This window comes from Allotamlana fucoidanivorans (assembly GCF_045788535.1).
Taxonomy (GTDB): Bacteria; Bacteroidota; Bacteroidia; order Flavobacteriales; family Flavobacteriaceae; genus Allotamlana; species Allotamlana fucoidanivorans.
Map to the genome: position 1 here is coordinate 2,829,784 of NZ_CP074074.1, position 16,136 is coordinate 2,845,919.

Genomic DNA, 16,136 nt, shown 5'->3' on the forward strand with positions numbered 1-16,136 from the left:
TTGCTATAACAGTAACACGAACAAGTAAATGGTGACTATGAAAAAAATAATCTATTCTATATTTATTCTAACGGGTTTGGTATGTTATGCCCAAAACACAGAAGCACCATCTTGGGTAGATTTTGCTTCTAAAAAATTAACCGGTAAGTTGTCTGAGGCTACACTAAATGATTTCTCTTATACAGGCTATCATTTCTCAGAAAAGGAACTGCCAGATGTTTCTGGTTGGAATACTATAAGCGTCACCGATTATGGAGCAATACCGAACGATACAGGATATGACGATGCAGCCATTCAAGCCGCTATTGATGCTGCCGAGGCTAGTAACCAACCCACCGTTGTTTTTTTTCCTGCCGGTCGGTATATCGTGTCCAGTGAAACCACAAAAACCCAACCTATTACCATTAGCGGCAGTAATATTGTATTAAAAGGAGCTGGAAAGGGGGCTGGTGGCACAGAAATTTATGCCGATAAATTTAATGAAAACAAGTTTGGTAGTGGAGTAGCTCATTATAGGTTTATGTTTATACCATCAACTACAGATTCAAATGATATTACCCAAGTAACCGCAGAAATTAGAAAAGGTGACTTTGAAGTTACGGTTATGAACACAGCCAACCTATCTGTTGGACAATATGTCGATTTATATCAAAGAACCACGGCTAACCTAGAAGCTAATATGCCTGGTTTAACGCCTAACCCTAATTGGGGCGCTATTAGTAATAATGGAATTCGCCCTTATGAAAAACATCTAATTACCAAAATTTCAGGTAATAAAGTAACCTTTAAAAACCCTGTGCAACTAAACATGCCGTTATCTTCAACTACAGTTTTAAAAACGTATAACACCATAAGCGAAGTAGGGGTAGAGGATATTTTATTTACAAGTGCCTGGAAAGATTATCCAGAAATTTTTGTGCATCATGCCAATGAGATTGTTGATTCTGCATGGCAATCTGTTTATTTTGGAAATGTGGTAAACGGATGGATAAGAGATTGTGATTTTAAAGATTGGAATGAATGCATTCAGATAGAAAGAAGTACAGCTGTTACAGTAAAAGATGTGCATATATATGGGAAACGCGGGCACGCAAGTTACTATTCTAAATATAGTTACGGTGTTCTTTTTGAGAATTGCGTAGATACATGTGATCAAGGTCTTGCCGACGGTAGGAAAGGTATGTTACATGGTCCTGGTATGCGCTGGAGTACAACAAGCACTGTATTCGTTGATTGCGAGATGCAAATAGATCAATCTATAGATTGCCATGGGTATCATCCTTACTCCAATTTATTGGATAATATTCAAGGAGGAAAGCTTTTGGGTAATGGTGGTGCCGAAAATGCCTACCCTAATAGTGGACCGTATTTGACTTTTTGGAATTTTAAGCATGATGCTAATTTTACTACAAGACTTTACGACTTTTGGTTTAACTCTGGCACGACTGAACGAAGAACCCATACTTTTGCATATCCTTATTTTATAGGCTTTCAGGTAGGTGCTGGAGAGACAATTTATTTTAAAAATGAAGGGTTAGATGAGCTGCGAGATCAGCAAGTGTATCCTAATTCGCTATTTGATGCACAATTACAGTTACGCTTGTTTGGCGGTTATATGTCGGCATCATCATCAAAAGTTAGTGCTGAAGCTAAATTGGCAAATGATGGTAAGGATGTCACGTTTTGGGAATCCAATGGTGTTGGATCGGGAGAATGGTTGATGTTAGATTTGGGTATTAATAAATCTATTCAGGGAGTAACATTAAAGGAACCCTTAGCGAAAATTAAAGATTGGACATTAGAATATTGGGATAATTCAACTTGGAAGGAAGTGGCCGTAGGATCAAGAATAGGTACTGGCAATACCGTTAATTTTGATGTAATAACTTCCCGTAAGCTTCGTTTAAATGTAGTTAGCATGTTGGCAGGGCAAGAAGCCGCTTCAGCATCCATTACGGCATTTGAAATTATACCCGGACCTTTAGAGTTATCTGCTGATAATTTCACCATTGAAACAGTAGGAGAAACTTGTTTTGATAAACAAAATGGAAAAATTGTTATTAATGCTAATACAATCTATGATTATGTTGCTGCTATTAATGGAGCAACTTATAATTTCACAGATACGACCACCATTGAAAATCTTCCGTCAGGAACTTATGATTTATGTATTACTGTTGAGGGAGAAGATTTTGAGCAGTGTTATCAGGTTACTATTGCGAGTGGCATTAATTTAACCGGTAAAATTCAGGTGGTTAAACAATCTGTTCAGGTAACTGTTGATACTGGTGTTCCGCCATATAGCGTATTTAAGAATGGTACTCAGGTCTTGGAGACCTATCAATCTAGTTTTAATATAGAAGCAAATCAAGGGGATAATCTCGTTGTAAAAGGTAAAGATGCTTGCCAAGGTGAGCTAGCAAAGACAGTGGACTTTTTGAGTGATATTCAAGCATATCCAAATCCTTCAAACGGATGGTTTGAAGTTTTTATCCCTACTGATTTAAAACAGGTAGAAGTTGAACTTTATAATATGCACGGACAGTTAGTTGTAATGAATAAACAACAGCTTAATGCAGGAAAGCTTTTAATAGATATTGTTGATAAGCCCAATGGTATGTATATTTTAAAGCTAAACCTAGAGAAACCGATTTTCGTTAAATTGATAAAGTATTAAATGCTATCAGTGTCTTTATTTATTTAGACGAAATGCAATGTAAAGAGGTGGTTTAATGTATATTTAAACCACCTCTTAATATATTATATTCGTTTTAAAAAAGACTTGGGTTTTAATCTCTATACGTTAATTAACTTACTCTCAAAGTCCTATAGATATTTATAAATTGGTATCTATGTAAAAACTAAAGATCTTTTTACTTCAATTGCATTTTAACGTGTTTTATTGTGTTTTGTCGATTAATACTTTTTTGTTTTCTTTTTGTTGCTTTTTTCTTACATTATTGCTGAATCTATTGATTTTGTTTATGTAAATGGATAATATGTCATTTTTATTACACGTTTAATGTCAAAATCATCAGGATTGTACAGGATAGTTCATTTGTAATTATTTTAATACTTACTTCTATTATGCATTAGTGTAACGGCTAATGCTAGTATTAATTAACTTAAACATTAATAGCAGATGAACAAAATTACCAGAACAAATGTTTCAATTAAGAGCCACTTAAAGCTGGCTTTGGCTTTATGTATTTTTTTTAGCTCAGTAAACGTGTTTCTTGCTCAAGTACAGTTAGAACAAGAAATAAAAATTTCAGATTTAGGTCTTTATTTTGATGGAAGTAAAGTAACCGGAGGAGCTTCAAACACCGGAGAAACAGCACCGTATGATTATTTTTTTGGCAGAGTGATTACACCGCATGGTGATTGTATTAAAGCGTACAACGAGTATGTTTTTATGACCTGGTACCGAGGTGGTAAAGCAGATCGGCATGTTATGTTAACCCGTTATAATACCAATACAGGAAGTATGGTAACTATTGAGTTTCCGCATCGCCATACGGGGTATCAAAATAAATGGTGGATCGGTGAATCGCATAACACCATTGCCGTAGGCATAAGTCCACTAGATGGTACCATTCATTTATTGTATGATATGCATGCCTACAGCGCAACAAAACCTTCAGATGGAAGTTTGGCCAACGACTATTTTAGGTATTCTTATTCTATTGCCAATGCCGCTTCTTTGCCAGATGCCGATTTTACTCTGGATAAGTTTGTACAAAACGGAAGTGGCGGCTATAAACATTTAAGAATGCCTGGAAGTGCTCCGCAGTCTGAATTTGTGGCTTTAACTTATCCGAAATTCTTTTTAAATGATGGTGGAGAACTTTTTATGCTCATGCGAGAAGGAGGAAACAATAATGGTATGTACAAATTCATAAAGTATAATGCTAGCACTGGGAATTGGGGCAATTTTACCGATTTTAATGCTTTAAATGCTAAAAGCCAGCCTGGTATTACCTATAATTGGGGACTGTATGGTGAAATGAAATATATAAATGGAAAACTGCGAATTGGTTTTCAACGTCGATCGTCCAATAATACAGATAAATTCGAGTATCAAAATGGTGTTTACTATGCTTATTCGGATAATCAGGATGGCGTTGGCGGATGGAAAAATCAGCAAGGACAAAGTTTTAGTACACCCTTATATGATGCAGACTTTATTAAAGTAATGGAACCCGGAGATTATGTGCAAACCACGCAAACGAATATGGTGCGTATTGTTGATGGATTTGATTGGACCGTGACAAGTCAAGGCGATGTACATATTATTAGTAAAGTAAAAGATAATGAGTTTAATGTTACCAAGTATTTACACACCTATAAACCTAGTGGATCTTCAAATTTCGTTACTTCAGAAGATTTTTCTGGAGCCTCGGACATTTATACAGCTGGTAACAGTATTTATATTATTGGCTTAACTTCTGGGGGGAGAGTGTTTGTTGAAAAAGCTGCAGGAGGCACTAATAACTTTACGCGTATCTATGAAGCTACTGGAGGAAAAGTGTTTAACCACGGAAAAGTGCATATCGCCAATGGTAAATTGTTTTATTATTTAATGGAAAAGCAATCGGGTAATGCACAACCAATATATCTTCAAATAATAGATTTAGATATTCCTATCGAAGTGCCATCCCATTCAGTAACATTAACTACACCTGATGATAATGCCACATATCTTGTTGGCGAACCTGTTACTATAAGTGCTAGTACAGCAGTTACCGGAGGTTCTACCATAACTAAAGTTAACTTCAGAATTAATAATGTTTTTAATAAACAAGATACTACAGCACCTTATACCTATATTTGGACACCAGATACTCCGGGTACTTATACTATTGATGCAGTGGCCTATAATGCCAATAACGAGAAGGAGTATTCAAATGTAAGAACCATTACGGTAAATGCTACGATACCTCCAGAGGTTAATTTTGTGCAACCTTCGGGAGATATAGTTTTAGATGAAGGTTATAGTTTAAGCGCAGAAGTAAATGCAACGGATGCTGATGGTACAATAGAGAAGGTTGAATTGTTTATAGACGGCATATTAATACGCCAGGAAATAGTAGCGCCTTATGAGTGGGGCCAAGCAGGAACGCCTAATTCTGAAGAATTGAACGGTTTATCGGCAGGAACCTATACACTTACGGCAATAGCAACAGATAATGATGGGTTAACCGCAGAGTCGTCTATAACGCTTACAGTAAATACAGTAGTACCACCTGAGGTTAGTTTTGTGCAACCGTCAGGAGATATAGTTTTAGATGAAGGTTATAGTTTAAGCGCAGAGGTGAATGCAACGGATGCTGATGGTACAATAGAGAAGGTTGAATTGTTTATAGATGGGACATTAATACGTGAGGAAATTGTAGCACCTTATGAGTGGGGGCAATCAGGAACGCCTAATTCTGAAGAATTAAACGGTTTATCAGCAGGAACCTATACGCTTACGGCTATAGCAACAGATAATGATGGCTTAACGGCAGAGTCCTCTATTACGCTTACGGTAAATACTGTAGGTGTGAGCATTGAGTCTGTTGAAGAAGAGCAAGGAACTAATGTGGCGGCAAATTTAATAGATGGAAATACAAGTGATGATTCGAGGTGGAGCGCTAGAGGATTTCCTAAGTCTGTTGTATTTGATTTAGGTGTAAGTCGTCAAATCACAGGAACACAAATGTGGACTTATAAGAGTAGAGCTTATCAATACAGAGTAGAAACATCAAATTCACCTGATAGCGGGTTTGTTACATTTGCAGATGAAACAGGTAATACCTCAAATGCACAACCATTAACAACCAATTCTAGCGCCAATGCACGTTATGTAAAGTTAACAATTACTGGAGCTCATAATTATAATAGCAATTGGGTAAGTATTAATGAGTTTGAAATCTTGACAGGAAGTAGTGCCAAATCGGTAGCATCAAAAATTGTATCAGTTAAAGAAAAAAATGTTGAAGTTAAAGTCTATCCAAATCCAGCAAAAGAGCGTTTTACAATTCAATTAGAAGGCATAAACAGTGCTGATTTAAAGATGTATGACATGCTAGGGAAATTAGTATACACCAAAAAACTTCAAGGAGAAACAAAGGAAGAAATTACAGAACAATTCGAATCGGGTATTTATCTGTTGAGTATTTATGATGAAGAAGGAACAATGCATACGCATAGATTAATAATAAATTAAATTGTTAAGTTGCGTTCTCATAAAAAACCAGGAATAAAATTCCTGGTTTTTTTGTGTTAAAGCCTAAATGTGACGCGCATGCATAAGTTGGTTTTAAAAGTAAATAAATATAATATCAAGACAGAGCAGGACAGTTTTTTGATAAAAAAAAAAGACCTTGCTGTTTAGTTTAATCAAGTTTTATCAGAAACTAAAAAAGAAAATAGCAAGGCTGGTTTAGGCTTTATTTAATAATGAAACGTAACTTTTTTTTTGTACTGGTATTGAGTGTTTTAGCGTATTTTTTTGCATTTTCGTTCATAAACAAAAACATTCAAGCACCACATTCTTTAACCCTCTCGGAAGGGTTTAACAATCCTATTGGGTTTTATGATTCCAGTCCAACATTTTCATGGAAATTGCCGGTTTCAGAAAATATTAAAAGTCAGTCAGCTTATCGTATTGTAGTGGCAACCAGTGAAGACCTATTGCCAAATCATGCTGATTTATGGGATTCGAAAAAGCAAAATAGTTCGCAATCTACTTTTGTGAAATATCAAGGAAAAGCGCTGGAATCAAGACAAAAAGTATATTGGCAAGTGCGTTTTTGGAATCAAGATGAAAACGCTTCTGATTGGAGTGAAACCAATGTTTTTGAATTGGGGTTGTTAAATAATGCCGACTGGAATGCCCAATGGGCAGGATTAGATACCGCAAAAGATAGTATTAAAGGGGTTAGAAATTTTTTAATGCACAGACCGCAATATTTAAGAAAAGATTTTGAATTAACATCAGATGTTGCATCAGCTAGACTATACATTACGGCAAAAGGTGTTTTTGATGTGTATTTAAATGGCAAGGATGTAAGTGATGATGTCATGACTCCGGGTTGGACACCGTACAATCATCGCATTGAGACTTTAACTTATGATGTTAGTGAGTTTCTAACTTCAGGAAAAAATGCTTTAGCGGTAGAGTTAGCTTCTGGTTGGCATTCTGGAAGAATTAGTAGAAGAACTGCACTTTATGATAATTTTGAATCACCCAAAATTCTATGCCAGTTAGAAATAATAATGAAAGATGGTTCAAAACAAACCATTATTTCTGACGAATCTTGGAAAGGTACTACAAATGGACCCATACGTTTAGCGGGTATTTACGATGGCGAAGTCTATGATGCAAATTTTGAAATGCCAAATTGGAATGCTGTTGCTTTTGATTATTCTAACTGGGAATTTGTTGAAGTTGAAGCACTTGCTAAGAATGTTAAATTAGCGCCAAAAAGACATTATACCGTAAAGAATCAAATCGTTTTAAACGATGTAGAAATTGTTTCCGTAAAAGAAAACACGGCTGTTTTTAATATGAAGCAAAATATTGTAGGCGTACCAAAAATAAAAGTGCCTATGAAAAAGGGTGATACATTAAAAATTCGCTTTTCTGAAATGTTGTTAAACGATGGTACATTTTATACCATCAACTATCGTTCTGCACATTCAACTGATTATTATATAGCAGCTAAAGACGGTGTTGTAGAGTACGTTCCAAAATTTACATTTCACGGATTTCAGTTTATAGAATTAAATGGTTATGATAAAAATGCAAAACCAGATGTGTCTTGGGTACAAGGTATAGCGCAACATTCTAATTTCCAGATAAACGGAACGTTTACATCGTCTCACGATAAATTAAATCAATTACAAAGTAATATTACTTGGGGCTTACGCGATAACTTTTTTGATATACCTACAGACTGTCCGCAACGTGATGAACGTTTGGGGTGGACTGGAGACGCCCAAGTGATAGCACCTACAGCCATGTTCAACTATGATACGCATGCCTTTTGGATGGCTTGGTTACAGAGCCTTAGGGAAAATCAGTCTGAGCACAGTGATGGGATGGTCCCTTTTATAGTGCCAGATGTATTGCAAAACAAAAAAGGAAGTCCTGGCTGGGGGGATGCTGTAGTTATAATTCCTTGGAGTATCTATAATAGCACTGGAGATAAAAGTGTGTTAGAAGAAAATTATAAAGCTGCAAAAAAATGGATAGGTTATTACAAATCTAAAATTGAAGATAAAGCGCTTATTCCTAAAATGGCTTCTTTTGGAGATTGGTTACAACCCTTTCCTTCAAAAAAAGGAAAAAGTGGGAATAGTGGAGATACTTCAAAAGAATTAATTATTACAGCTTATTTTGCTCATTCATCTCATTTGATTTCTAAAATGGCAGGTGTTCTGGGTTACAATGAGGATGTAAAAGAATTCTATAATTTATATAAATCTATTTCTAAAGTTTTTGAAAGCACTTTTTTTGATAATAATGGAAAAGTAAAAAACGGTAAGGAAACACAAACAAGTTATTTATTGGCGATTTATTTTGATTTGTTAAAACCAGAAAACAAACTAAAAGCAAAAAAACACTTGCTTGAAGAAATTAAGAATACTGATTATCATTTAGGAACAGGTTTTTTAGGAACACCAATTTTACCTAAGGTTTTAGATAATATGGGCGAAATTGATTTGATGTACAAAATTCTATTTAAAGAAACTTATCCATCATGGTTTTACTCTATAAATCAAGGGGCAACCACCATGTGGGAACGTTGGAATAGTTTTAGTATATCAGGTGGTTACAACGCGCAAAGCATGAATAGCTTAAACCATTATGCATACGGCGCAATTGGCCAATGGATGTATGAGCGTATCGCTGGATTAGCTCCTTTAGAGCCGGGATATAAGAAAATTAGAATTGCACCTTTGCCAAATACAGAGTTTTTAACCTCGGCATCAGCAACAGTGAACACACCATATGGAAAGGCATCATCATCTTGGACCATCGAAAATGGTACATTTTATTTAAAAGCAATAATTCCACCCAATACATCTGCCCAAATAAGTATACCTTATGGAAATGAAGCTGGTTTACATGTAAACGGAACTGTATATAAAGAATTTTCAGATGTTCAGCATAGCAATACAGATAAAACGTCAATAACTATTTTGGTAGAGCCAGGAACTTATAATATTCAAACTAAAATTTAAGACATGCCTAAAAAATCAAATCTCTTTTATGTAGTATTCAGCATGAGTTGTTTTATTGTATTAGGATTAAGTTCTTACAAAGAAGAACAAAACATTAAAGCAGCTGAAAATCTTAGGGTTTCTGAAGGTTTTGAAAATCCTTTAGGTTTTTATGATGCTACACCAACATTTTCGTGGAAATTACCAATTTCAGAAAGAGTTTTAAGTCAGTCGGCATATCAAATCGTAGTGGCTAGCAGTCCAGATTTATTACCAAATCATGCCGATTTATGGGATTCTAGTAAGCAAATGACAGACCAGTCTGTTTGGGTGAAATACCAAGGTAAACCTTTACAATCACGTCAAAACGTATATTGGCAAGTAAAATATTGGAATCAATATGAAGAAGCTTCTAAATGGAGTAAAGTCAGTCATTTTGAGTTGGGCTTGTTAAGTAATAGCGATTGGAAAGCCAAATGGATTGGATTAAATACCAAAAAAGAAAAAGTGATGGGCAGTCAAGACAATATCATTCACAGACCACAATATTTAAGAAAAGGTTTCGAGTTGTCTAATGAGGTGGCTTCGGCGCGATTATACATAACCGCAAAAGGGGTGTTTGATGTGAGTATTAATGGCCAAGATGTTAGTGATGATGTGATGCCACCCGGTTATACACCTTACCAAGAACGCGTAGAAACCATCACTTATGATGTTACTGATTTTATCGAATCGGGGCAAAATGTGATTGGCGCAGAGTTAGCCGCTGGTTGGCATTCCGGACGTTTAGGTTGGATGAAATCCTATTGGAGTGATACCGAAACACCCAAATTACTGTGTCAGTTGGAGTTGACCATGACCGATGGCTCTAAAGAAATGATTTTATCTGATGAAACTTGGAAAGGCACCACCAAAGGACCTATTCGATTTTCAGAGATTTATGATGGCGAAACTTATGATGCTAATTTTGAAATGCCCGATTGGAATACGAATAATTTTAGTGATAAAACCTGGGAGAATGTTAACGCATTTCCGATAGTAGAATCCATTCGATTAGAGCCCAAAAGGCATACCACTGTAAAATCTAAAATAGAATTACCAGCAAAATCTATGATTAAAAACGATGGGACTTTAATTTTCGATTTTGAACAAAATATGGTGGGTGTACCACTGCTTAAAGTCCCGATGAAAAAAGGACAAACATTAAAAATTCGATGTGCAGAAAAACTATCGCCTGACGGTACTTTTTATACTGAAAACTACCGAAGTGCCGAATCAACTAACCATTACACGGCCTCAGAAGATGGTATCATAGACTGGATGCCCAAATTCACTTTTCATGGGTTTCAATATATTGAGTTAAGTGGTTTTGATACCTCCGTTGAGCCTTCAACTGATTGGGTTACCGGTATGGTGCAGTACTCCGATTTTGATGAAAACGGAACTTTTATATCATCACATGGAAAACTCAATCAATTACAAAGCAATATTGTTTGGGGTTTACGAGGTAATTTTTTCGATATTCCTACCGATTGTCCACAGCGTGATGAGCGTATGGGCTGGACGGCCGATGCGCAGGTATTTGCACCAGCATCTATATTTAACGCCGATGTATATCGTTTTTGGGCCAGTTGGCTTCAAAGTGTGAGAGAGTCGCAATTTGAAAATGGCGGTATTCCTTGGGTGGTGCCAGACGTGTTATTCAACAATAAAGTAAGTGCCGGTTGGGGAGATGCATGTACTATTATTCCGTGGAAAATATATTTAAGAACAGGCGATAAAACCATATTAGACGATAATTTTGAAATGATGAAAGCCTGGGTAGATTACCATGAATCCGTTTCAAAAAATTACATATCGAAAATGGGTGGTTTTGCCGATTGGTTGCAACCGCTTCCAGAAAATGGCGATAATAAAGGCGATACATCACACAGTTTAATTGGTACCGCTTTTTTCGCGCATTCGGCACGACTTACAGCCAAAACTGCGAAAGCTTTAGGTAAAATTGAAGCCTATGAAAAGTACAACGCTTTATATCAAAATGTGGCTCAAGCCTTCGAAAATCATTTCTTCGAGAATGGGAAAGTTAAAGAAGTTTCAGAAACCCAAACTTCGTATTTATTAGGAATGGCTTTTGATTTGATTTCCGAAGAAAATAAAGCGAATGCTAAAAAACACTTGTTAGAAAAAATAGCAGAAGCTGATAATCATTTGCGTACCGGATTCTTAGGAACACCATTATTATATGAAGTTTTAGATGAAACCGGAGAAATCGATTTGATGTACCAATTACTGTTCAATGAAACCTATCCGTCGTGGTTCTATTCCATCAATCAGGGAGCGACCACCATTTGGGAACGTTGGAACAGTTATAGTAAGGAAGAAGGATTCAACCCAATGAAAATGAATAGCTTAAATCATTATGCTTATGGTGCCGTTGGCGAATGGATGTATGAACGCATTGCAGGTATTGCGCCACTTGAGGCGGGTTATAAAACCATTAGAATTGCCCCAGAACCTAGACATCCACTTACTTCGGCTTCAGCATCGTTAAACACACCTTATGGTAAAGTGTCATCATCATGGGAAATAAAAGATGGAGTATTCAAGCTTAATACAACAATTCCACCAAATTCAACCGCGATAGTGACACTTCCGGGTAATGCCGATGCTGTTGAAGAATCCAGTCAGGTAAAACCTTCAGCCAATTCAAACGGTAAATCAGAATTTGTTGTGCAACCAGGGAACTACACCTTTCAATCACAATTGTAAAACATTTTAATCATGCAACAATTACATTTTACTTATACTTGGGTTTTAGTGCTATTATTTTCAGGATTTGTGGCTGTGAGTCAAAACGAAGAGAATAATCCAGTAATTCGTCATGTTCGCACCGCCGATCCGTCGGCTCATATTTGGAAGGATGGCAAGGTTTGGATGTACACCTCACAAGACATGGAAGATGCCACTTTTTATGATTCTATGGATGGTTATCATGCCTTTTCTTCAACCGATATGGTAAATTGGACAGACTACGGGGAAGTTTTGCACTCAAGAGATATCCCTTGGGGCGCTAAGGGTTGGATGTGGGCACCAACTGCCATTTACAAGAATAACAAGTATTATTTATTGTATCCGCATTCCGTAGCGGGATCAAAGGAAGATATGCGCTGTGGCGTGGCTGTTAGTGATGTTCCGGAAGGCCCTTTTAAGGATATAGGATGGATTGAAGGGGTTGAAGGACAGTGGTTAGACCCCTGTGTGTTTGAAGATGATGATGGCAAAGTGTATTTGTATTGGGGTGTTCGTGAGCCTAAAGTGGCACGATTAAAAGATAATCTTTTAGAATTAGCTGAAGCACCCAGAACTATTGAATATGGTAACACCAATTTTTTTGAAGCCAGTTATATGCATAAGCGGAATGGTGTTTACTATTTTTCGTACAATGCCGGATTAGGCGGTTTTTACGGAATGGCTGATAACCCCTATGGTCCTTTTGAATACAAAGGCGGTATAAACCCCAAACAACGACAAGATCATCACTCCATTGTTAATTATAAAGGACAGGATTATTTTTTCTACCATTGGCAAAATTGGAATGGCGGTTCAAAATTTAGCAGAAATACATGCATAGAGTATTTGTATTATAATGAAGACGGCACCATTCAGGAGATATACGCAACTAAGGAAGGTGTTAAAAAAATTACCGAATAAAACGATTCAATTCAATAATGAAAACTAAAATATTATCCGTTAGCGTTTTTATGGCTTTAGCCCTTTTAACAGGGTGCAAAAATCAGACAGAAAAGGCCGAAAACAATCAAAATCAAGAAACCAAAAAACCAAACATTGTTTATATTCTTACCGATCAATGGCGCGGTTCTGCTGTGGGATATGATGGAAACCCGGATGTTAAAACGCCAAATCTAGATAACTTCGCTCAAGAATCGGTTAATTTTACAAATGCGGTTTCGGTAACGCCCGTTTGTACGCCACACCGAGCGGCTTTGTTTACAGGAAGATTTCCTACCACTACAGGAATGATTGTCAATGACGTGTATCTACCAGCCGAAGAATTAACCATGGCAGAAATTTTTAAAGACGCTGGATACAACACCGCCTACTGGGGGAAATGGCATTTAGATGGTCACGGCCGTTCAACATACATTCCGGAGGAAAGACGTCAAGGTTTCCAGTTTTGGAAAGGTCTTGAGTGTTCACACAATTACACTAAAATGCCATATTATGATAATAACAACCCCGAACTAAAACACTGGAATAAGTATTCGCCTTTTGCCATTGTTGAAGACGCAGCAAAATACCTGAAAGCGCATGCGAATGATGAAAAACCATTCTTAGCGGTTGTATCAATTGCAACACCGCACTATCCGCATAATTCGGCTCCTAAGAAATATAAAGCTATGTATCCTAAAGATAGTTTAACGCTAAACCCGAATATTACCGAAAAATATGCAGAAAGATGCCGAGAAGAGCTTCAAGGTTATTATGCACACGCCACAGCTACCGATGAGGCGATTGGCCGTTTGCTTAAGGAAATAGATGCTTTAGGCTTAACGGAAAAAACCATCATCGTGTTTTCATCAGATCATGGCGAAATGATGGGCGCTCACGGCGTGAAACCCTTTGTGAAACAATTGGCTTGGGATGAATCTATTCGTGTGCCATTTTTAATTAAATATCCTGGTATTGATAAGCAAAAAGGAGCGGTTGTTAATGCGCCCATAAACACTCCAGATATTTTACCGTCACTACTAGGCCTTTTAAATATTAGTATTCCTGAAACCATTGAAGGCGAAGATTTATCCGAATTAATTAAAAATCCGGATCCTGAGGTCGATCGCGCTGCTTTAGTTATGAATGTAGCACCTTTTGGAGCTAATTTTAACGATGCTCCCTACAGAGCGATTCGCACCAGACAATATACCTATGCTATAACGCCCGATGGCCCAAGCATGCTGTATGATAATGTAAAAGACCCGTTTCAAATGACGAACCTGTTGGGGAAACCAGAATGGCAAGAGCTTCAAAATTCATTGGACGTAAAACTAAAAGCAGAACTAGTAAAAATAGGCGATGAGGTGCATCCAAGAGAATATTATTTAAAGAAATATAATTACACCTTTGACGAGAAAAAGCACGCTATTCCGTTCTGGGGATTTAACGAAGGCAAAGGTAAGCTCAAAAATGTTGGAAGTTCCAAACCTCGAGTACAATCGCCAAGACCAGTGTCAAATTAAATAATTATAATGATTAACGTACATTTCAAATAATAATCGATGAAAATTTGTAGTAAAATAGCATTACTAGTATTCGTTATACTAAACGGATTTAACATAAAAGCGCAAAACCAGCAACCCAATATTCTAGTTTTTTATATTGATGATTTAAGAACCGAACTGGGTTGCTACGGCAGTGACCGCAATTACACCCAATATTGATAAATTGGCTTCTGAAGGCTTACAATTCAATAAAGCCTATGCACAACAAGCCATTTGCGCGCCGTCTAGAATGAGTATGCTTACCGGTTTACGTCCAGAATCATTGGGTATATACAGTATTTTCACACCACTTCGTAAAATAAACAAAGACGTGGTAACATTACCCCAATTATTCAAACCAAACGGTTACAAAACCATAAGCACAGGTAAGGTATATCATCACACTGTCGATGATAAGGATAGTTGGTCGCAATTGGTGGTAAGACCATCAAAACGCTATTTGAAACCAGAAAGTTTACAAGCTATAGCCGAGCTTGAAGCGAGTGGAAAAAAGAATCCCAAAGGGCCAGCTTTTGAAGATGCTGATGTTGCTGATGAAGCCTACGTCGATGGCGAAATTGCCCAAAGTGCCATAAAAATGCTTCATAAATATAAAGACGATAAGTTTTTAATGTTCGTTGGGTTTACCAAACCGCATTTGCCCTTTAATGCTCCCAAAAAGTATTGGAATTTACACGAGCCAAGCAAGTTCAATATACCTTCTAAAGAAAAACCAAAGGATGTGTACAGATTGGCCTTGAGCAAATGGGGCGAGCTTAAAGGATATCATGGTATTCCTGAGGAAGATCCTTTAAACGATGATATTACCCGTAGGTTAATACACGGTTACCATGCCGCTGTGAGTTATATGGACGCTCAAGTTGGTAAAGTTTTGCAAACCCTGGAAACCTTAGAATTACGAGATAATACCATGATTATTTTTATGAGTGATCACGGTTATAAAATTGGCGAATACGGTACTTGGTGTAAGCATTCTAATATGGAAATTGATGTTCGTGTGCCTCTAATTATCAGCAGAGAGCGAAGTCATGCACAAGCTAGTCGTGGTAAAACTTCTGATGCTTTAGTGGAAAATGTTGATATTTTTCCAACCTTAACCGATTTATGTGGCATCAAAGGGCCTAAATTTGATGGGCGAAGCATTTTACCCGTTTTGCAGCAACCCAATACACCATTTGATGAGATGGCTTCAAGCGTCTATGCCAGAGGAAAAGATATCATGGGATGCACGGTTACCGATGGGCAATGGCGCTATACAGAATGGCGTAACTCTAAAACTCATGAGATTCTTAGTGCCGAATTATACGAGCATAAAAATAGCTTGCTTTCTTTTGAAAATCTATCAGGACAAGAGGCTTTTCAAGCGGTAGAAGAAAAAATGAAAGCCCTTATGGCAAAGCAATTTCCTAGAGATGCAGCACCATTTTTACAAAATGATTTACCAAGGAAATAAATAGTTTAGGGTTTAATTGTAAATCTGATAAAAAATTAGCGTGAATAAGACTTCTTTGCGAAAAGTGGAAAAATAAAAGTTTTACATGATAGTACAGGACACAACAGGATTATTTCTTTGTGTAGAACGGTTAAATTTGGTAGTATTAAATTCTATTGAACAACAAACCC

At 36.9% G+C, this 16,136-nt stretch carries 7 protein-coding genes; all 7 read left to right on the forward strand.

What is annotated here, in order from left to right:
- Positions 1–37 precede the first annotated feature (37 nt).
- Positions 38–2,677 carry a DUF4955 domain-containing protein gene (locus KFZ70_RS12190; protein ID WP_158293197.1) on the forward strand — a complete coding sequence of 880 codons (2,640 nt, stop codon included), beginning with the start codon at positions 38–40 and terminating at the stop codon, positions 2,675–2,677.
- A gap of 465 nt (positions 2,678–3,142) precedes the next feature.
- Entirely contained in the window at positions 3,143–6,211 is a 3,069-nt protein-coding gene (locus tag KFZ70_RS12195; protein WP_139696289.1) for an Ig-like domain-containing protein, read from the forward strand.
- Positions 6,212–6,444: 233 nt separating this feature from the next.
- The gene (locus tag KFZ70_RS12200; protein ID WP_139696286.1) at positions 6,445–9,234 is read left to right on the forward strand and encodes an alpha-L-rhamnosidase; all 2,790 of its coding nucleotides are present in this window, start codon (positions 6,445–6,447) and stop codon (positions 9,232–9,234) included.
- 3 nt (positions 9,235–9,237) lie between these two features.
- On the forward strand, positions 9,238–11,985 hold the full coding sequence (locus KFZ70_RS12205; RefSeq protein WP_233244028.1) for a family 78 glycoside hydrolase catalytic domain: 2,748 nt from the start codon (positions 9,238–9,240) through the stop codon (positions 11,983–11,985).
- Between the two features lie 12 nt (positions 11,986–11,997).
- A complete protein-coding gene (locus KFZ70_RS12210) occupies positions 11,998–12,927 on the forward strand; it encodes a family 43 glycosylhydrolase (protein ID WP_139696283.1) in 930 nt (309 codons plus the stop codon).
- A gap of 17 nt (positions 12,928–12,944) precedes the next feature.
- Positions 12,945–14,471 carry a sulfatase gene (locus KFZ70_RS12215; protein ID WP_139696282.1) on the forward strand — a complete coding sequence of 509 codons (1,527 nt, stop codon included), beginning with the start codon at positions 12,945–12,947 and terminating at the stop codon, positions 14,469–14,471.
- 175 nt (positions 14,472–14,646) lie between these two features.
- Positions 14,647–15,966, forward strand: coding sequence for a sulfatase (locus tag KFZ70_RS12220; RefSeq protein ID WP_139696279.1), 1,320 nt, complete (start codon positions 14,647–14,649; stop codon positions 15,964–15,966).
- Positions 15,967–16,136: the final 170 nt, after the last annotated feature.

Excerpts from the sequence above, each read along its gene's own strand:
- KFZ70_RS12190 (WP_158293197.1), top strand. The coding sequence starts at position 38 with ATGAAAAAAATAATCTATTCTATATTTATTCTAACGGGTTTGGTATGT.
- KFZ70_RS12195 (WP_139696289.1), top strand. The coding sequence starts at position 3,143 with ATGAACAAAATTACCAGAACAAATGTTTCAATTAAGAGCCACTTAAAG.
- KFZ70_RS12200 (WP_139696286.1), top strand. The coding sequence starts at position 6,445 with ATGAAACGTAACTTTTTTTTTGTACTGGTATTGAGTGTTTTAGCGTAT.
- KFZ70_RS12205 (WP_233244028.1), top strand. The coding sequence starts at position 9,238 with ATGCCTAAAAAATCAAATCTCTTTTATGTAGTATTCAGCATGAGTTGT.
- KFZ70_RS12210 (WP_139696283.1), top strand. The coding sequence starts at position 11,998 with ATGCAACAATTACATTTTACTTATACTTGGGTTTTAGTGCTATTATTT.
- KFZ70_RS12215 (WP_139696282.1), top strand. The coding sequence starts at position 12,945 with ATGAAAACTAAAATATTATCCGTTAGCGTTTTTATGGCTTTAGCCCTT.